Source organism: Methylobacterium sp. E-065 (assembly GCF_022829605.1).
In the GTDB taxonomy this organism is placed as follows: Bacteria; Pseudomonadota; Alphaproteobacteria; order Rhizobiales; family Beijerinckiaceae; genus Methylobacterium.
On sequence record NZ_JAKSYD010000204.1, the window covers coordinates 60841 to 78759 of the forward strand.

The 17919-nt window shown below is 63.0% G+C and carries 18 protein-coding genes and 1 pseudogene; 11 read left to right on the top strand and 8 right to left on the bottom strand.

Going from position 1 to position 17919, the window contains the following annotated elements; genetic code table 11:
- Nucleotides 1-27 precede the first annotated feature (27 nt).
- The 5 genes from MKK84_RS25085 to MKK84_RS25105 all read left to right on the top strand — a co-directional run bounded on the left by MKK84_RS25085 (nt 28) and on the right by MKK84_RS25105 (nt 4134).
- Nucleotides 28-711 (top strand): amino acid ABC transporter permease, encoded by a 684-nt coding sequence (locus MKK84_RS25085; RefSeq protein ID WP_243924749.1) that lies wholly within the window; start codon nt 28-30, stop codon nt 709-711.
- Between the two features lie 66 nt (nt 712-777).
- The gene (locus tag MKK84_RS25090) at nt 778-1575 is read left to right on the top strand and encodes a transporter substrate-binding domain-containing protein (RefSeq protein WP_243924750.1); all 798 of its coding nucleotides are present in this window, start codon (nt 778-780) and stop codon (nt 1573-1575) included.
- A 70-nt stretch (nt 1576-1645) separates the two neighbouring features.
- A complete protein-coding gene (locus MKK84_RS25095; protein ID WP_243924751.1) occupies nt 1646-2326 on the top strand; it encodes a GntR family transcriptional regulator in 681 nt (226 codons plus the stop codon).
- A 17-nt stretch (nt 2327-2343) separates the two neighbouring features.
- Nucleotides 2344-3510: a M24 family metallopeptidase gene (locus tag MKK84_RS25100; RefSeq protein WP_243924752.1), complete on the top strand. Its 1167-nt coding sequence runs from the start codon at nt 2344-2346 to the stop codon at nt 3508-3510.
- 390 nt (nt 3511-3900) lie between these two features.
- Nucleotides 3901-4134 carry a hypothetical protein gene (locus MKK84_RS25105; protein ID WP_243924753.1) on the top strand — a complete coding sequence of 78 codons (234 nt, stop codon included), beginning with the start codon at nt 3901-3903 and terminating at the stop codon, nt 4132-4134.
- A 328-nt stretch (nt 4135-4462) separates the two neighbouring features.
- Here the strand turns inward: MKK84_RS25105 and MKK84_RS25110 are convergent, their stop codons facing one another.
- Nucleotides 4463-4846, bottom strand: coding sequence for a polyhydroxyalkanoic acid system family protein (locus MKK84_RS25110; protein ID WP_243924754.1), 384 nt, complete (start codon nt 4844-4846; stop codon nt 4463-4465).
- A 122-nt stretch (nt 4847-4968) separates the two neighbouring features.
- Entirely contained in the window at nt 4969-5340 is a 372-nt protein-coding gene (locus MKK84_RS25115; RefSeq protein WP_243924755.1) for a hypothetical protein, read from the bottom strand.
- A gap of 16 nt (nt 5341-5356) precedes the next feature.
- On the opposite strand from MKK84_RS25115, the gene MKK84_RS25120 reads away from it, so the two are divergent.
- Nucleotides 5357-5575, top strand: a complete 219-nt coding sequence (locus MKK84_RS25120) for a hypothetical protein (protein WP_243924756.1) — start codon at nt 5357-5359, stop codon at nt 5573-5575.
- 197 nt (nt 5576-5772) lie between these two features.
- Here MKK84_RS25120 and MKK84_RS25125 read toward each other — a convergent pair whose 3' ends face one another.
- On the bottom strand, nt 5773-7059 hold the full coding sequence (locus tag MKK84_RS25125; RefSeq protein WP_243924757.1) for a DUF5666 domain-containing protein: 1287 nt from the start codon (nt 7057-7059) through the stop codon (nt 5773-5775).
- Between the two features lie 11 nt (nt 7060-7070).
- Complete coding sequence (locus MKK84_RS25130) at nt 7071-7916, bottom strand: DUF6502 family protein (protein ID WP_243924758.1); 846 nt, start codon at nt 7914-7916, stop codon at nt 7071-7073.
- An 812-nt stretch (nt 7917-8728) separates the two neighbouring features.
- On the opposite strand from MKK84_RS25130, the gene MKK84_RS25135 reads away from it, so the two are divergent.
- Together MKK84_RS25135 and MKK84_RS25140 are read left to right on the top strand one after the other, a co-directional pair.
- On the top strand, nt 8729-9787 hold the full coding sequence (locus MKK84_RS25135; RefSeq protein WP_243924759.1) for a GSCFA domain-containing protein: 1059 nt from the start codon (nt 8729-8731) through the stop codon (nt 9785-9787).
- A gap of 228 nt (nt 9788-10015) precedes the next feature.
- Nucleotides 10016-10723, top strand: coding sequence for an SGNH/GDSL hydrolase family protein (locus tag MKK84_RS25140; protein WP_243924760.1), 708 nt, complete (start codon nt 10016-10018; stop codon nt 10721-10723).
- On the opposite strand, the gene MKK84_RS25145 is transcribed toward MKK84_RS25140, so the two are convergent.
- Both MKK84_RS25145 and MKK84_RS25150 read right to left on the bottom strand, forming a co-directional pair.
- The gene (locus MKK84_RS25145) at nt 10687-11268 is read right to left on the bottom strand and encodes an SGNH/GDSL hydrolase family protein (protein ID WP_243924761.1); all 582 of its coding nucleotides are present in this window, start codon (nt 11266-11268) and stop codon (nt 10687-10689) included. The genes MKK84_RS25140 and MKK84_RS25145 overlap by 37 nt on opposite strands.
- A 633-nt stretch (nt 11269-11901) precedes the next feature.
- Nucleotides 11902-12948 carry a hypothetical protein gene (locus MKK84_RS25150; RefSeq protein ID WP_243924762.1) on the bottom strand — a complete coding sequence of 349 codons (1047 nt, stop codon included), beginning with the start codon at nt 12946-12948 and terminating at the stop codon, nt 11902-11904.
- A gap of 404 nt (nt 12949-13352) precedes the next feature.
- On the opposite strand from MKK84_RS25150, the gene MKK84_RS25155 reads away from it, so the two are divergent.
- Both MKK84_RS25155 and MKK84_RS25160 read left to right on the top strand, forming a co-directional pair.
- Nucleotides 13353-14333, top strand: a complete 981-nt coding sequence (locus tag MKK84_RS25155; protein WP_279599712.1) for a WcbI family polysaccharide biosynthesis putative acetyltransferase — start codon at nt 13353-13355, stop codon at nt 14331-14333.
- Nucleotides 14330-14683, top strand: a complete 354-nt coding sequence (locus MKK84_RS25160; RefSeq protein ID WP_243924764.1) for a glycosyltransferase — start codon at nt 14330-14332, stop codon at nt 14681-14683. Before MKK84_RS25155 ends, MKK84_RS25160 begins: the two co-directional genes overlap by 4 nt.
- Here MKK84_RS25160 and MKK84_RS25165 read toward each other — a convergent pair.
- Nucleotides 14680-16030, bottom strand: a pseudogene (locus tag MKK84_RS25165) (IS3 family transposase). The gene MKK84_RS25160 and the pseudogene MKK84_RS25165 overlap by 4 nt on opposite strands.
- Before the next feature lie 102 nt (nt 16031-16132).
- Here MKK84_RS25165 and MKK84_RS25170 point away from each other — a divergent pair.
- A complete protein-coding gene (locus tag MKK84_RS25170) occupies nt 16133-16492 on the top strand; it encodes a DUF6527 family protein (protein WP_243924767.1) in 360 nt (119 codons plus the stop codon).
- Between the two features lie 526 nt (nt 16493-17018).
- On the opposite strand, the gene MKK84_RS25175 is transcribed toward MKK84_RS25170, so the two are convergent.
- Nucleotides 17019-17702 carry a hypothetical protein gene (locus MKK84_RS25175; protein WP_243924765.1) on the bottom strand — a complete coding sequence of 228 codons (684 nt, stop codon included), beginning with the start codon at nt 17700-17702 and terminating at the stop codon, nt 17019-17021.
- Nucleotides 17703-17919 lie beyond the last annotated feature (217 nt).

A 17919-nucleotide genomic window follows, 5' to 3' on the forward strand; every position in this document is an offset into this window, starting at 1 on the left:
CATATTCAGCGCGGAGTTCGGACGGTGATGAGCGTCACGGCAATGCAGGACTGGTGGCTCAGCCTCTCGGAAGAGGTCGTCACCTACGGCCCCGGCTTCCTCTCGGCGACCATCGTCGTACTCGGCGTCACTGTAGCAAGCATCCTCGTGAGCTGGGTCTGCGGCCTGCTCGGGGCGCTGGGGAAGCGCTCGTCCTTCGCGCCCTTCCGGGCCCTGGCGAGCTTCTACGTCTGGTTTATCCGGGGTACGCCGACGCTGGTGCAAGTGTTCATCGTCTATTTCGGCATGCCGCAGATGGGCGTGAAGCTCTCGCCGATCACCGCCGGGATCATCGCGCTGGGCGTCAGCAGCGGCGCTTACGTCGCCGAGACCATCCGTGCCGGCCTCGCGGCGATCCCCAAGGGTCAGATGGAATCGGCGTTGGCCTTGGGCATGAACCCGCGGATCATGATGGCACGGATCGTCCTGCCGCAGGTCTTCCGCATGATCCTGCCTTCGCTCACCAACGAGGCGATCTCATCGGTCAAGAACACCTCGCTGCTCTCGACGATTACGGTGGTCGAGCTGACCCTCTACGCGCAGCTCATGATCGCCACCACCTTCCGCCCGTTCGATTTCTACATCGCGGCGGCGCTGATCTATCTCGGCCTCACGTCGATCTTGTCGCAGCTCTCCGCCTTCTTCGAGCGGCGCTACGCCCGCCTGTCCTGAACCCTGCCCGCCGCGGATCGGGCCGCGGCTCACACCTCCAGCCCCGTCCCGACTTTGGAGACTACCATGAACCGCCGACACCTCCTCGCACTCGCCGCCCTCTGCACCAGCCTGCTGGCTGCTCCCGCGGCCCGGGCGGCCGAGGGCAAGCTGGAACTGATCGAGCCCGGCAAGCTGATCGTGGCGACCGACAGCACCTTCGCGCCCTTCAGCATGCGTACACCGAGCGGCGAACTCGACGGGCTGGAGGTCCGGGTGATGCGCGAGGTCTGCCGCAGGCTCGGGCTCGAATACAGCCCCGTGAACGTCAAGTTCGATGCCCTGCTGATCGGCCTGATGGCCGATCAGTACGACATCACCAGCGAGTCGATGGACATCACGCCCGCCCGGCAGAAGCAGGTCGCCTTCGCGGACGGGTGGCTCGAATCCGGGGCGCGGATCGTCACCCGCAAGGATACGGGCATCAAGGGTCCGGACGATCTCAAGGGCCGGAATGTGGGCGCCCTCTCGGCCTCGACCTTCGGCAAGCTCGCCGAGGACCACGGTGCCACCTTGAAGAGCTACAAGACCGCCGCGGACGCTATGCAGGACCTCGTCGGTGGCAACATCGACGCGGTGATCAACGACGCGGTGGCCGGCAACTACGCGGTCAAGGCCCGCAAGCTGCCGCTGGTGATGATCGAGACCCCGCTCAGCACCATCCAGAAAGGCTTTGCCATCAAGAAAGGGAAACCGAACCTGCATGCGGCCGTCAACAAAGCCCTGGCCGAAATGGTCGCCGACGGAACCTATGCCAAGCTCATCACCCCGCTGATCGGCTATGACCCGGCGCCGAAGGAGCCGATCCGCACGAACGCCATGTGAAAGGCCGCGGCGACACGGCATACCAACAAGAAGACGGGGGCGGCCCGGCCGGCCGTTCCGGGAGGAACCGATGAAGACCCTTGACGCATCGTCGTACACGACGGCGCTCAACGCCCGGCGCGAACAGAGCCTGGGTCAGAAGGCCTATGACAAGCTGCTCGACATGCTGGTGCGGCGCGACCTTCCGGCAGGGACGGTGCTGCACGAGCGTCGCCTCGCCGAGATGCTCGACATCTCGCGCACGCCGACCCGTGAGGCGATGTCGCGGCTGGAGACCGAGGGCCTTGTCGAGCGGCAGCCCGGCGGGATGCTCGTCGTGAAGGAGTTCTCCCTGCGCGAACTGATCGAGATCCTGCACGTCCGCCGCCTGCTGGAACGGGAGAGCGTCGTGCTCGCCGCGGGCCGGATCACCGACGCCGTGCTGGAGGATTTGCAGGGACAGATCGAGGCGCTGCTGGCGGCGGGGGATCCGGATGCCCCGGGCAACTGGGAGGTCGACCGCCGTTTCCACGAACTGTTCGCCGATCACAGTCACAATACGATCCTGGCCAAGACGATCAAGGATCTGCGGCTCAAGACGCAGATGTTCAACCTGAGCCGGATGCCCGAACGGTTCGAGGCCGTGCATCACGAGCACTTGGCGGTGGTCGCCGCCCTGCGAGCCGGGGACGCGGCGGCGGCGGCCAATGCCATCGCGGCCCATCTCGAGAACTTCAAGCTGGGCATCATTCGCCGCTTGAGCGAGTTCTGAGGTTGAGGGGCAGCGCGATGCATGAATTTGCGAACCTGCGCGGCTGCGAGGCGGCCTTCCCGGAGGCGGAGTTCACCGGGCGGCAGGTGGCGGCGCGGGCCGCAATCGCTGCAGCTGGCCACGATTGTCTCGTGGTGACCGGCCCGGAGGCGATATACTGGCTGACTGGCCGCCAGACGGCGGGTTACTTCGCCTTTCAGGCCCTCGTCCTACCGGTGGATGGAGAGCCGGCCCTGTTGGTGCGCCAGCTCGAACTGCCGGGGGCAGCGGCCAACACCTGGCTCGACGACATCCAGGCCTATCCAGACGGGACCGACCCGGCCGACGCCTTGGCCGCACTCCTGCGGCGGCGAAGCTTCGCCCGGCCGGCGCTGGAGCGGGACGGCTGGTTCGTCTCGCCCGCCCTGGCTGCGCGGATCGGCATGGCACTCGGCGTCGACCCGCTGCCCGACGGGTCGGGCCTCCTCGGCCCTCTGCGTACGGTGAAGTCGACGGCCGAGCTGAAGGCGATCCGGGCCGCCGCCCGTTATGCGCAGGCCGGGCTCGCCGCGGGCATCGCCGCCTGCACCGCGGGCAACGATGAGAACGCGGTCGCCGCCGCCATGCTCGCCGCCGCCACGACGGCTGGATCCGAGGCGATGGCGATGGAGCCTTTGGTCTCGTCGGGACCTCGCAGCGGGCTGCCACATATGACCTGGCGCCGGCGCCGGCTGGAACCGGGCGACGCGGTGTTCCTTGAACTTGCTGGCAGCCATGCCCGCTACCACGCGGCGCTGATGCGCAGCGTCTGGATCGGCGAGCCGCCGTCCGAGGCGCGGCGGATGATGGACTGTGCCCTGCGGGCCCTCGACGCTGCCCTCGACGCGATTCGCCCCGGCCGTCTCTGCTCCGTCCCACATGAGGCCGCCCAGGCCGTCATCGACGCGGCAGGCTACGGCTCGGCCTTCCGCAAGCGCATCGGCTACTCGATGGGTGTCGCCTTCGCGCCGGATTGGGGGGAGGGTGGCCTGCTCAGCCTCTTCAACGGCGTCGACCGGCCGATCGAGGCCGGCATGGTCTTCCACCTGCCGGCGACCCTGCGCCGCTATGGCGCCTGGACCGTTGGTGCCTCCGAGACCGTCATCGTCACCGCGCATGGGGCCGAGCCCCTTTCGAACCTGCCCCGCTCCATGACGCTGCGGTGAGGTCGCCAGAGACCCGTTGGATCGAAAGGGGTTCGTCCGCTTCTCCGGCGCTTGAACTCCGAAACTGTCATTCTGCTCGCAGCCACATTTAGTAATGTAGAATCGTCAGCACGCGCGAAACCAGTCGTTCGGCTTTGCGCCCAATTCAGTCATTCAGCTGAATGTGACCACGTCCTGTAAGCGGACGCTACCGGATGCGATCTAACATTTGCATAAGGCCGGCTTATAGAGCGTGCTCGCGACTAAGCACGTCCTAACTACAGCGCCTCACGGCTCGGCCAGCTGCCTTAAGGATACGCTTCCGTCTACGTCTTGTGCGAGCCTAATTGACGTGGGAGATTTGCCCACATAAGGTTCGCGCGTAGGTACACTGTCCTTGGTAGTCTTCGCATGAACACCGGTTCGGTAGAGCCCCTGACGGTTGTGAGTTTGAAGCAGTGGTCCAGCTCTCTTGGCTATCGCACGCTGACGAGAGCCCAGGTAGAAGCTGTGCTCATTGAGCATGCATTTTACGACGAGCTGATCATCGAGGCGGCTTATAGCCTACCAGAGTCAGCACAGGCTGTACAGGCTCGATTGGACCGCTGCACCGATGCATTGATGGTTTTACTTGAGAGACGGTGAAGCATAAGCCGATGAGCTCAGCGGTTTCTGCCTCGACACACCAGGATCAACCACGAAATAAAATCCTGTAGGAGAAGATTATTATGCAAAACAGAAACAATGGTCGTCTCACAGTAGGTGAAATGTTGTGCGCCATCTCGGTCTGCGGCTGGGCAACAACTTTCGTTGCACTTGATCGCCCACCTCATCAAGCGCCACCAATTGTTTCATACCTAACGTTCACCGGATACCACGTGCGCTGATGGTAAACCCTCAGTTAGACCGGGAAGCTAGAAGAACTGCGACCGCGGGCCGTCACCGCATAGGAACCGGTCTGCCGTGAGAGGGCCTAGCCAGCGCAGTTGCACACCTGAATTCGCCTGTCTCGGTCGGGGTGGCCACTCTCACACCAGGTGTCGCCCTCGGCGGCCAACAGGCGCGCCGCGTAGCGTATGGCCACAGCCTCAATCGCCGGCGCGAACACGCCGACGATCCAGGGCATTTGCGCCTCGAACCACAAGCTGTCGTCGGCTACCGCGAAGTTGCCACTGACATGTTGCCCGAGCGCGCGAACGGTAAATGCCCGGCCATCCTGAGACCACTCTGCTACTTCGACGGCAATGTGTTTCTTGCTTAGGCGCTGCAACGCCCAGTCTAAATGCTCATCGAGCCGGCGGCGAACTTCAGTGGTGCCGAAATTGTGGGGGGCCGCAATGGTGATGTGCCTCGGCATTAATCCTCTCGTACTGAATGCTCACAAGCTGGTGAGCATATGTGAAGCGCTGTACCCCAAGGCCGGGCAGGCAAGAGGACATAGTGGTCGTCCCCAGCCTGCCCACCGCTCCCAGCAATGCATCAGCTCTGAAAATCTAAGAGGAGAGCCGAGGCGTTGGAGCTGTTGTAGCTGTTGCCTGCTGCCCCATAGCTCGCGTTGCTCGTCTGAGATGCTTGGAGCTGCTGGAGGAAAGTAGAGAGAATATCGCTAGACGACGAGCCGGTCGACGATGTGCTGCTCGATGAGCTACCGGACGCGGCATCGCCCGGCGGTGGACCGGGCGGCGGGCCTGGAGGCGGTCCATCGGTGTCAGAGACGCCGCTCGTGGAGGCTGAGGCGGTCGTGCTCTGGCCATGGCTGGAGAACAGGTTTGTCAGCTCGGTAGCCTGATCGCTCGTGAGCGCACCGCTGCTGACCTGATCGGCAATCAGACTGTCGATCCGGCTCTTCATCGAGGATGGATCGAGCTTGGAACTCGTCGAACTGGTGCTGTCAGAGCCGGAGCTGCTGGAGGTCGATGACGTGCTGTCCGACGAGAGGCTCGAATGGATCGAGCTGAGCGCACTCGTCAAGGCAGTTGCGTCAGTGCTGCTGAGCGCACCCGACGACAGCTCGCTGCTGATCGTCGAGGTCATCTGGTCTTGGCCGGTGCCTCTGTGCGGCGGAGGCGGCGGGCGTTGCGCGTAGAGCTGCAAGGTGGACGTGGAAGTGATAGTACTCACGGATGCACTCAGGGTACGGAACTGCCGGAGGCGCCCGGCGGCGGGTCCGTGTGCAAATTACCCACACAGCAGTTAAGACAGCGTTTCGCTGCCGGAGTACACAACTGGCTTACATCCGGACCGCTGCCACGAACGACGCTGTGCTGATGGCCAACCTGAAGATTACCTCGGCCGGCCGGGTCCGCCCCCACCTGCGGCACCAGGGCCGCCCGGTCCGCCACCAGGCCCACCCGGCCCGCCGCCAGGCCCCCCGGGCGCTCCGCCAGGAAAGCTCTGGCCACCGATGCCTCGGCCGCCCAAGCTGCCCGATCCACTTCCGAGGCTGCTTGGGTTGTTGAAACCGCTCCCGCCCGGCGCATCGTCCGTCTCGGGTCGGGGGTCTACGCGAAAGACAGGTTGCTCCCCGCCCTCGGGCTTGGCACCGAAGCGCCCCGGCGCCTCCTCGGGCAAGCTGCGCAGGTCGAGCCGGTCCCGCTCGCGCTCGAAGCGCGGGCCGTCCAGACGCGGCTCTTCGGGCTCCCTGCGCCCGTCGAAGCGTAGCCGGTTCACTGTGAGGCCGCCGCCCCGCGTTACGTTCGCGGTGATCACGGCGTGCACGCTGCCTGTCGGCGGCACTGAAGGCTCCGCCTTACCCGTGACAGCCAGGCCCGAACCAAGATCGAGCTTGGCACCCGCGCGACCGATATAGCCCTCGATCGACACCCGCCTCAGCCCCGGCGGGAACGGTAGCCCGACCTGGGCGAGGTTGGTCACATTGAGCACGCCATCGGCCGCAGCGCCGGTGACGACGGCGCGCTTGCCAACCGGCAGTGCTTCAGCGCCGGTCAGCCGCAGCCCGCCGATCATGACTGCGGCGCCGTCTCTGCGCACTGGACCAGCGACGCGGTCGGGCCCCGAGCTGCGCGGTTCGATTAGGCTGGCGACGATCACTCCGTCCGTCCGGCGCAGTCCGCTCACAGCGACCCGCGTGCCTGACTTCCAGTCGCCAGTCAGCTCCGCCGTAGAAACCCGCTGTCCAAGCACGACCAGCCGCCCCGGCGCTGCCCAATCCACCGGCCCGACCACCTCGCTAGTCACCTCGATGCGCTGGGTTGCAAGACCCGCATCCTCGGGGCGAGCCACGACCTGCACGACCTGACCGATCTTCAGATCCGCTGGGGTGGCCTGCTCCCCGTCGATGCGCACGGCCACACCCGGTTGATAGGCGATACGCAGGTCGTTGACGATGATCGAGCCAAACTGGCGGATCGTGCCGATCACCCCGGTACCACCGATGCCGCGGTCGCCCTCGCCCAGAGGTGGCTCGGTGGGGGGATTCGTCCGCATCATGCCAGTGCCGCCGATGCCCTGGTCGCGCGGGGCCTCCTGCGGCCGGACCGGAGCCGGCAGCAGCGTCGCGGCACCCGCGAGGAGACGCAGGACGAACCGGCGGTTGAGCAGGGTTCGCACCAGCCGGATCCTCAGCGTCCGTCCGTCGGCTGCGCGGGCAGCACGGCCTCCGCGTAGACGTAGAGACCGAAATTCCAGCGGTGATCGCCGCCCGGGTCGGTCTGGCAGGCGGCGTGCGCCTCGCGGTTCGCCTGCTGCAGCGCCTCCATGGCGATCTCGCGGGCTCGCGCCTCGAGCTTGGTCGCGAGCTCCTTCGAGAGCCCATCGTAGTGAACGGCCCGCTCCAAGAACCGCGGCTTGTCGCCGACGATGTTGGCCACGGCCGCCGCGATATGGTCGTGCAGGTTACGGCCGAAATAGTAAAGCTGCGGCCCCTCGGCGCCGTCCCCGCGGGGGACGTAGGCGGCTTCCGCCAGCACGATCCGGTCCTGTGGATCCGTGAAGGCGAGGCCGCGGTCGAGCCACTCGTCCAGGACCGCCCGCGGACGCAGGTCGCGCGTGACGCCAGCGACCAGCGTTTCGAAGGAGGGCGCGTTGTCCTCGGCGGTCCGCGGCAGCGGAAGGGGGTGACCCTGCGGGTCGGTGAAGGCCGGATCGGCGATCCAACGAGCGATGATCCGGCTGGTGCGCGAGACCACGGCCGGCACTGCACTCACGGGGGCGCCGGCCCCGCGCAGGCGCCGCACCTCCTTGCGATGGATGCCGGTGAGCAGTGAGACACGGCTGTCGGTCTGCTCCTTGCCGGTGAGGGCGAAGTCGTACTCGGCCACGTTCACGTAGAGCTCGCGTAGAAGGTCGGTGAGGGCCGGGAAGGTAATGCCGCGGGCAACCAGCAGGCGCACGAGCGGGCGCAGAAGCCGCGCGAGGGGCGCGTGCAGGCTGGCGCCGTCGCGCGGGGGATCGGCAGTGTCGGACATGACCTCAGTCGTAGAAGCTTGAGCTTAAGAGGCAATCCCATGCGGTGCGTCGGCACACCCTATGACGCTTTTTCTAGATTGACGTGGGATTTTTGCACACATAGAACGTGTGGGCAAATTTCCCACACTTCGCTCGGAACGCCATTTATGTTGCCTGCGCCTCAGCCTCTAATCTGCGCAACATTGCCGCCGCTAGTCCTCGACCACGCAGCGCCACGCCGCGTCCAAACTTCAGACCTTCTAGTGCAGTTTATGCGCTTCACCTACGCGCTCACCGCCTTAGCCTTGCCTGCCCTCGGCGTCTCCGCCGTGAGACTGGCCCACCATAGTGACGCGCTGACGGTTGCGCAGACTGCCGCTTCAGCCGATCCCTTCAGCGAGGCAGCGGTTCACCCTCGCCTAAGCGAGCGGCGAAGTGACATTGCCCGGGTTGCGATCCTGGGCTCCGCGTTTGGTCGGGTGCAACGATGATCCGGCCCTCGATAGGCTTATCTCGCCGCGACGGTGCCTCCGGCCGTCGGCGACCGATTTACGACCTCGCCCTATGCCTGATCCTCGCCGCTGCAATCGTCGGCCCGCTCACCTCGGCAGCGACGCGAACCTCTCTAAAGTCAGTACACGATCAAAACCCGACGCTGCACCGCCCCCGAGGACTCACCCCGTTACGCCGACCGACCGTGATCAGTTGGGTCAGGACCACGGTCGCTGAGTCGAACGCGTCCGAGCATCGGTGAACGCGTCATCCGTGCGAATCGACCGCGGCAGCTGACGGCGGCGCCCATCCTTTCAGCGGCATGTCACGTGAGGCCAAAATGTCGAACAACCCGTACAAGTCGCTGCCGTCCAGGCAGTTCTGGTCCAATGCTGTCACGAACGTGCCGCCTTTCGCCCTGGATCTGCGCTCAAGCGACAACTTCACCATCTCGTCCGACGACCGGGTAGCCACGGCCGGTTCCTGTTTCGCGCAGCGCGTGGCGGCCGCTCTCCGTGCTTCGCAGTTCAACTACTACGTCACCGAGACCGCACCCGCTGGCATGTCGCATGCCCAGGCTCAGGCTCTTCAGTACGGCACATATTCGGCCCGCTACGGCAATCTGTACTACACGCGACAGTTCGTGCAGCTGTTCGATCGGGCATACGGGATCTTCGAGCCCGAACTCACTGCCTGGGAGCGGGCAGATGGACGGTTCGTCGATCCGTTCCGGCCGAGGATTCAACCGGGCGGCTTCGCAAGCGCGGACGAGGTACGGGCGGCGCGCGACGCTCATTTTGCCGCCGTGCGTCGGTTGTTCGAGACGTTAGACGTTTTGGTGATCACGCTCGGTCAGACCGAGAGCTGGCGTTGGCGTGCAGATGGAGCAGTTCTACCGCTCGCCCCCGGGGTCGCCGGCGGCACCTACGACCCGGCCCTCTACGCGTTCGTCAACGTATGCGTCGCCGAGGTCATCGACGACCTGAACGGTTTTTTGGACCGGTTGTGGCGTGTCAATCCATCAGCGCGCGTCGTGATGACGGTTTCACCCGTCGCAATGGTGGCCACTTACCTTGATCAGCACGTCATGACTTCGAATTGTTATTCCAAATCGATCTTGCGTGCCGCGGCCGGCGAATTATGCGCCGCGCGAGGCGATAAGATTGTGTATTTCCCATCCTACGACCTCATCACCAGCAGTGCGAATGCCGGGCGGTATTATGATGAGGACCAGCGCACCATCAACGATGCCGGTGTGCGCCATGTCATGCGACAGTTCCTTGGAACCTTCGCAACGAACCGCGCTGAGCCCGCGGTGCATCGAGCTTTGATCGACCTTCAGGCCGAAGCCAACTGCAACGCCGCCGTGATCTGCGACGAAGAAGCCATCACGCGATAGCTTTCTTTCAATGTTTGCAAGTCTATCCTCATGTTTTCATGCAAATTTCAGTTAATAAGCAAATACTATGCGCAGATCGCTGTCCTATCGAACGGCTTCAGACACTGTCTGACAACAAAAAGTACCGTTAAAATATATTAATGCAATGGAATGTCTATGATTTGGTTTAATAGTCCAATAAAGAATTGGCGGCAGGCGCGATTCATCCGTCGGCGCCGGATCGAGCGCTTGCCGATTATCCGCGCCGCGCTCCGCACGGCACCGAACGGCTACGTCGCCTTGGTCGGAGACTCGCATGCCGAGTTCCTGGGAACACCTGATTTCGGCGGCCGAAGCTGCGTCAATCTCGGCATCGGCGGCAGCACGGCAGCCGATTGTGCACGCCACCTCGCCAGCCTGCACCCGGACGCCGGTGCCACAGCTGCCGTGCTGTTCGTCGGCACCAACGACATTCTACGCTGGCGACACCCAGACCGGCCGACGGCTGCGGACTGCTTCACCGACGACGTTGACCGGATCTTGCAGACCCTTTCGGCCTGGGCGGAACATATCTTTGTGGCGGCGGTCCCGCCGATCGGCCCATGGACCACGGGTCGTGACCCCGCCGCGGTAATCGCCTTCACTGAACGCCTTCGGGCGTTATGCGGGCGAAGCGGCTTCACCTTCTTCGACCCGTTCGCCGGGATCCGCGACGGCGAGAGCGGTTTCGCGCTGGCGGGACTGCATCGCGACGGCTTTCACCTGGCCGATTATCCCGGCTTGGCCAAGGAGGTGGTTCAGCTGGTCAGCCTTCGCGTCGCGCCTTCTCAGGTACCGACGATCCGGGCCGCCTCAACTTTGACGCGGGATCGGCATCCCCGGGCATCGAACAGGACGTTCGGCGCCGTTCGTTTACGCTTCTATCCAACAACGCCTGCCCGCTCCCTCGACTGTTGAGATCGACGATCGCGATCAAGGACAGAGCCGACAACCCGATCGATCTCACCGGCGAGGGCCACGTAGTCGGCCAGATGTATATCGTCGGAGAAGAGCCCGGTCGTCGCGCGGCCTCCGGCGCTCGTGCGAATGCCCGCGAATGGATCGAAGAAGACGTGCCGCTTCTCCGCGCAGAGTTGCTCAAGGCGCTCTGAAAAGGTCACGACGGCGTCCGCGTCATGGTCCGCCGCTTCGGGGCCGAGGGGCGGCACGGCGGCGACGAAGACATGCCCGGACCAATTACCAAGGATCGCGAGGATACGCCGTACGTCGGCCTCGAACCGTCGCCCCGTGGCCGGCCGTTCCGGGCGACGGCGCCGGGCGACGTCGTTCGTCCCGATGATCAGCACTGCGGCATCGGTTCGTGCCGGCGTGTCGAGGCGTGCCAGCCGCGTGGCGCAACCACGTGCGGTGATACCGCCGACGGCAATATTGATGCTCGGCGGTCGACCGGCGATCTGGGGGTGTTCCAGCAAAGCTGCGTGCAAGTTGCCGACGAGCAGCACGCTCCCCTCGGGAGCGGCGGCGAGGTCAGTTCGAATTTGCGCCCAACGCGTATCTGCGCGTTGTCGAAGCAAGCTTCGGTTCCGCCAATTCTTCACAAACGAGTGGATCGAGGGAGCATACATGACCATCCTGACAACGAATGAACGATTGTCAGCGTATCTGAAAGCCCGTGAAGGTCAGGTACGAGACAATTGGCGGCGATCGATTGACAGGATGGTCAACATTCAAAATTGCTATCGACCAGACAACCACCGCAATAAGGCACAGAACGTCCTTGAAATGTATGTTTCGATTATTAGTGGGGGGAACTTTGTTTTTCGAGGATGATGTTTGCTGCTGATGGTTTCTATTTTTGCCCATTGCATAGTTCTAATCCTAAAATATTAAATACGACTTATTTAGCATTCAGGCGCCTAGCCGCAGAATGCTGTCGACGACGAAATTTGCTCAACGGGCACTTGTTTAATTAATACTGCCACACGCGACCAAACATACAAATGTGACCGGCCGCCGCATCCTGCAAGTATTATGCGACAGTGACTAAATGTAGTATACATGGGCTCATATTCATTAGAAATCATAATTAATTTCTACTTAGTTCCTATTCAATCCATTTTGCGCGCCACTTAAGATCAACCGTCCCAGTGCTTCCCGACCGAAGCTTTCACCATGTCGGATAGGGCCACGTCGAACACGAGCATCTCCTCGATCGCCTTGACGGATTTGAGCCGCTCCGCCAACGCCTGGATCTTGGCGGGCACCGGCGGCATGATCGGGATCGGCACGTCGACGCCGAGGCGGTCGAACAACATCGACGCGAAGGCGGGGAACTGGACCTTGTGGCCGACGATGCCGACCCGCGCGAGAACCTCCACCGCGACGATCGAATTTCCCGGGTGCAGAGGATCCTCCGGCAAGCGAGTTCCGAGCTGGCGGGTCAGCGGATTGTAGAGCAGCCGGTAGGCTGCTTCTGGCAGCATGCGGAAGAACCGCTTGAAGCTCTTTACGTCGGTGAAATCATACTCGTCCGCGAAGGATGCGGCCTCGGCGAGCGGGCCCAGGCGCCAGCTGCGAGCGGGATCGGCGGCGTCGTCAGCCCGCGCCTTTAGCCAGAGCAAACGGGTTGCCATCTCGACATGTGGTTCTTGTAACAAGATAGCGGTGACCATCAGGTCCGGCGTCATATAATCCTCGTAACGCGGGATCACGATTGCGCCCGACAAAAGCGCGGACGGCATAGCTTGTGTCGTTAGAAGACTCCTCATGATCTCGTCAGACAGGCGATGCACGTTGAAGTGGCAGTGCTGAAAATGTGGGAAGAGCGCCGTCTGAAGCGCCGTCTCAGGCTCAATGCCGGTGTTGATCAGCATGGTCCGTAGTGGGACCGTCCCGTCCGGCGGCAAGCGACGGTAGATCAGTACGTTTGTGTCGGCGTCGTAGAGTTCGAGCCGCGGGATCTCCGGCAGCCCCGGCACCTCCGCATGGGTGAGCACGAAGGTGCATTGCCCGGTCGCGTGCCAGCCATTGCGTTTGAACGCCTCGTCAATGACGCTGGCTGAGATCTCGGCCACGCGGCGCCCATCGACGGAGACGGCAACTCGGCTGATAGCGAGGGGATTGTCTGGCACGATCCAGCCGCGGATCGAATTGCCCTGATCGTGGTCGATGAAGAAACGCATAATCAGACCGGGGTTACCGTCGGGTGTTTTGTGCCGCGGAAGTACTCGGGGCCGCAGCTTGCTGCGGTGTTGGTGGCTGAAACCCCCACAAACGGCTCGGTTCACACACGGTTTGGCGCCAGATGCGTCCGCTGACGGCGACAACGGCTGGGGCGGCAAATGTCCTGCGGCACGACGATCTAAAACGTGGCAACATGCTATAGCTCATTGACGTGTGATTTTTTCCCACGTATACGGTCCTGAATGGTGTGGCAAGTCCTGCCGCAAACGACAGCTTAAAAAATGCGTCCATTTAGAAATCATGCCCTGACTCAATTCGATTTCGTCGTCTTGACCGCGGCAAAACGCAGATTCTGCGTCCGTACGCTATATCTGAATTCCTGAATTGTCGACATATAGTGATGATGTCGTTGCTCGATACTTCCATAATTCAGAGAGTCAGATCGATTTGCTCCGCTCGGCAGTCGAGTGGCTCGCCACGGCTCCTCGTCGTCGGAGGAGAGCAAAGCGCCGCGGTTGCGCATGCGATGAGATGCATCGCACCGGAGGCAGCTGTTACATTCAAGCACGTTGTCGCCGCGACCAAACTTTATACAGTAGAACGACTCTTATCTGAGTTCGATCGGCATGACGTAGTCTTCCTAAGAAGCGATCTTCCACTCTGCCGCCCAGTTGGAGCGGTCGCAGGCTCGCACGGCCATACCAAGGTCGTGCGCGTTCCAACAATTGCGTTCGCAGCCTTCCACCCCGATCAGATTCGTGTCGGTTCCGATCACCGCTCCCCGATCGTAGGGCCGATGGGTCAGTTACATTCCGCGCTCGTCCTATTCGGTTTCCTTTCTGGTCTATCCCAGGGTGCAGTGATGAAATTGTTCCAATGCAGCGCCTTCGAGCGGGTTGGTTACTTCGAATTTTGGGCCGAGGCCGCGAAGCGGCTGTATGAGTTCGGTGCTGAGGCCGACTATGATTTCGAAGCGTCCCTCGCCCGCTGGATGCGGCGGGGCTGCTTTATGCACTCGGTCAATCAGATCAAGCTGCATGTTGTCGTCGATCTCGCCCGAGGGCTCCTCGAGCGAGCAGGGATTCGCTATCAGCAATGTAACCTTGAGGATTATCTATCCGGTGATCCCGGGAAAGGGGAGAGCTGGCCGGTCTATCCTGAGATCGCCGCCCATTACGGCGTTGCCGGTAGCGCTCTCTTCCTGCGGCCAGCATCGGGCCGGCACACATCACGCTCGACGATGTCGCTCAGCTGCTTCATCGAGGAAAGCTTTGAGGCGTACGCGCGCCTGCCTCGAACGTCCCTGTTTAATAACAGGGTGATGCAGTGGCAAACCGATGTGGATCTCCGAGCGTATCTTTGCCGCATAGCGGAAGGCTCGTGACGCTGCTTGGAAAACGGATCGCCGTCGTCCTCCCCGCCTACAATGCGGCCGCTACTCTCCAGCGGACCTACTCAGAGATCCCATTGAACATTGTTGACGACATCATTCTGATCGACGATGCCAGCCACGACGAGACTGTGGCACTTGCCGAGACTCTCGGGATCTATACCCATCGCCATCCATGCAACCGCGGCTACGGCGGAAACCAGAAGACCTGCTACCGGATCGCGCTGGAACGGGGCGCCGACATCGTGGTGATGCTGCACCCGGCCTGTCCGTCGTCAGATGATTTGGGACATTCAGCGGTGTTCAGGAGCGGAGGCTCTGGTCCATCTGGGGTAAGAGGTTAGGCGGCCTGCGCGTGGTGGCGCAAGCGGCGATCCATCATGGTCTGGCGCTTGATGCGTTCGCGCTCGGCCAGGATCCCTTCGCCGCGTCCGAAGTAGACGTCGGCGGGCGTAAGGTTGCTCAGGCTCTCATGGGCTCGGGCATGGTTGTAGTGTTCGACGAAGTCGGCAACCTGCGTCTCCAGCTCGCCGGGCAAGTAGGCGTGTTCGAGCAGGATGCGGTTCTTGAGCGTCTGGTGTCAACGCTCGATCTTGCCCTGCGTTTGAGGATGGCATGGCGCACCGCGGATGTGGGTCATGCCCCGAATGCCGAGCCAGTCAGCCAGGTCGCTGGCGACGTAGCTCGGCCCGTTGTCGGAGAGCAGGCGTGGCCGCGGCATCACCCGCGCCTGATCGAGCCCAGCCGCACCCAGCGCCAGGTCGAGCGTGGCGGTGACGTCGCTGGCCTGCATCGTCGTGCACAGCTTCCAGGCGACGATGTAGCGTGAGAAGTCGTCCAGGACTGTCGATAGGTAGTACCAGCCCCAGCCAACGACCTTCAGGTAGGTGAAGTCCGTCTGCCAAAGCTGGTTGGGCCCGGTGGTCTTATCGTGGAACTCGTCGGCGGCCTTGATGACGATATAGGCCGGGCTGGTGATCAGGTCCTGAGACTTGAGCAACCGGTAGACGGTCGCTTCCGAGACGAAGTAGCGGCGCTCGTCGGTGAAGCGCACCGCCAGCTCACGCGGGCTGAGTTCAGGCTGTTCCAAGGCCAGAGCAACGATCTGCTCGCGGATCTCCGCAGGTAGGCGGTTCCAGACCCGGCTCGGCCGCGAGGGATGGTCGCTTAACGCCTCGGGGCCGCCGCGCTGGTAGGCGTCGTACCACCGGTAGAACGTCGAGCGGGTGATGCCGAGCTTGCCCAGAGTGGCGCGCACCGGCAGGTGGGATTGCTCGACGAGTCGGATGATCTCCAGCTTCTCGGGGGCCGGGTACCTCATGCCTCGTCGCCCCCAGCCCCGCTCATGCTTTTTTAAGCAGACGGTTCTCCAGGACGAGATCAGCTACGACCTCCTTCAGCGCCCCCGTCTCGCGACGGAGGTCCCGCACCTCATCGGTAGTGGCCGCACGAGCCGTGTCGCCGGACAGGCGTTTCTTGCCAGCTTCCAGGAACTCCTTGGACCAGCCGTAGTACATCGAGGCGGCAATCCCCTCACGGCGGCATAACTCGGCGATGCTGTCCTCGCCACGCAAGCCTTCCAGCACCACACGGATCTTCTCCTCGGACGAGAACTGCCGACGTGTGGCCCGACGGATGTCCTTGATCACCGCTTCTGCCGGCTTCTTGGCCGGTCCGGATGTCTGCTTCATCTTCGCTCCTCAGGGGCTACGATGAACCAGCCATCCTCCGTTCGTGAAGACCCTCAATCTGTCCCACTGGTGCTGACGTCGGACAGAGTGCTCTACCTCGCGATGGAGTTCGGAACGGCCGCCCACAGTTGCTGTTGCGGCTGCGGGACGGACGTCTACACGCCGTTGACGCCGACGGACTGGTCCATGACCTACGACGGCGAAACCGTCAGCCTGAACCCCTCCGTGGGCAACTGGCATCAGAAGTGCCGGTCGCACTACGTGATCCGCAAGGGTAAGGTCATCGAAGCCGGACCCTGGAGCGATGAGCAGGTCGCTTCCGAGCGCGAACGCGACCGTGCGGCGAAGGAGCGTCACTACGGGAAACCGGCTGCCAAGGCCGTGGAACGTCCGACGCCGGAGCCTGCGGAATCCGTGGGCATCTGGTCCGGGATCAAGCGCCTTCTGTCACGCTGGATCTGACGGCTTAATCGAAATCGATGCGCCGGCGCGCGGCCGGCGCATCGACCCTAGAGCGACATCCGAGCGCGCTAAAACGGATGGCAGGGTGATGAGGTTGGTCGGTGAAGGAGCCTTCGCTCGCTCGCCCATCATCCGCGTCGCCCTCTGCTTAAGAGCGACGGAACCACCTCTTCGACCCGGCAGCAACGGCGCCTTTTTAAAACACTATCGGTCGGCACCAGACGGTAGGGTCATGGCATCTCAATGCCCGCTACCGGGCATTGAGCCAACTTCTGCTTCTGGCGGATTTTGTTGAAGAGCTCGGAGACAGCGCTTCGAGCGGCATCAAAGCGGTGCCTGGGAGAAGGTTTGTTTTTTTCAGATCATGCAACGCCATTCCTGCACTGTGCTTTGAGCTATCTCATAGTAAAACTTTCTCCGGCCGACGCCCTTCACGGCGCTGCGTCGACCCGATCCCGAGTTTTTCAACAAAATCGGCGCATTCCAGCAGTGGGGCTCAGCATATGCCGCCTCGCCGCCAGCTTGGTCAGCGAGTCGAAGCTTCGCACTTGGCTACCATCTGAAGACCCTTCAGACACCGTCGCAGCCTCGCTAGCTCGGCTCCCAAAACGCCGGTGATAGCAAAGCGCCGCTTTGCCTTTCGAGAGCCGTCCGGCCGACGCGTGGTGATCGAAACTTCGTGGACCAGCGCCCGCTGCCGTGCCTCGGTCTTCGCTCGTCGCGCAGCCGCGATAGCATCTGGTGGTGATGTAGATACCCGCTTCGCCACCGCGGTCTGACGTGCCCAAGCGTGCAGCCCTTGGCCTGGAGTCGCCGCTAGCGCCTGAACCCGGCTCGGCAGGACCTTGGCTGATTCGAGGTGCTGAATCGCTCGCACGTCCCGGCTGATCAGCTTGCGGGCCGCCAGCCGCTCGGCCGCGGTCTCGCCGCCGTAGGAGACGAACCGCTCGACGATGAGGTGCAGGTCGTGGGTGATGCGCGAGCGCTTGCGCCCGCTCAACGTCACCAGCTCGGCCATGATGGCAGCGCGCAGCGGGCTGGCGCTGATTCGGATGTATGTCGCGTAGGCCAGCGCGATGGCCTCAACGTGCTGCGCGTCCGACGCCTTGCGGATGTTCAAACCGGCGCGCTGCAGCCAGCTCGCGCTGTCGAGCGGCCGCGACCCGGCACCGTTGACCTGATGCAAAAAGCGTTCGGCGTCGGCGGCCATGGCGTTCCGGCTGCCAACCTCGGCGTTGATTCGACCTGATTCGGAGAGATCACCTGTAAGCTTTACAACCGCCGGCCCGCTAGTGCAGTGACGCGGACGGAGGATTCACGCGTAGGATGAGACGTGCGAGTCTGGGCGATGGCTCAGACGGTATGCGTGCTCCTCGATGCGACCGACGCGGCACGGTTGGCTGCGATTGCCAGCGACCGCTGCCGTC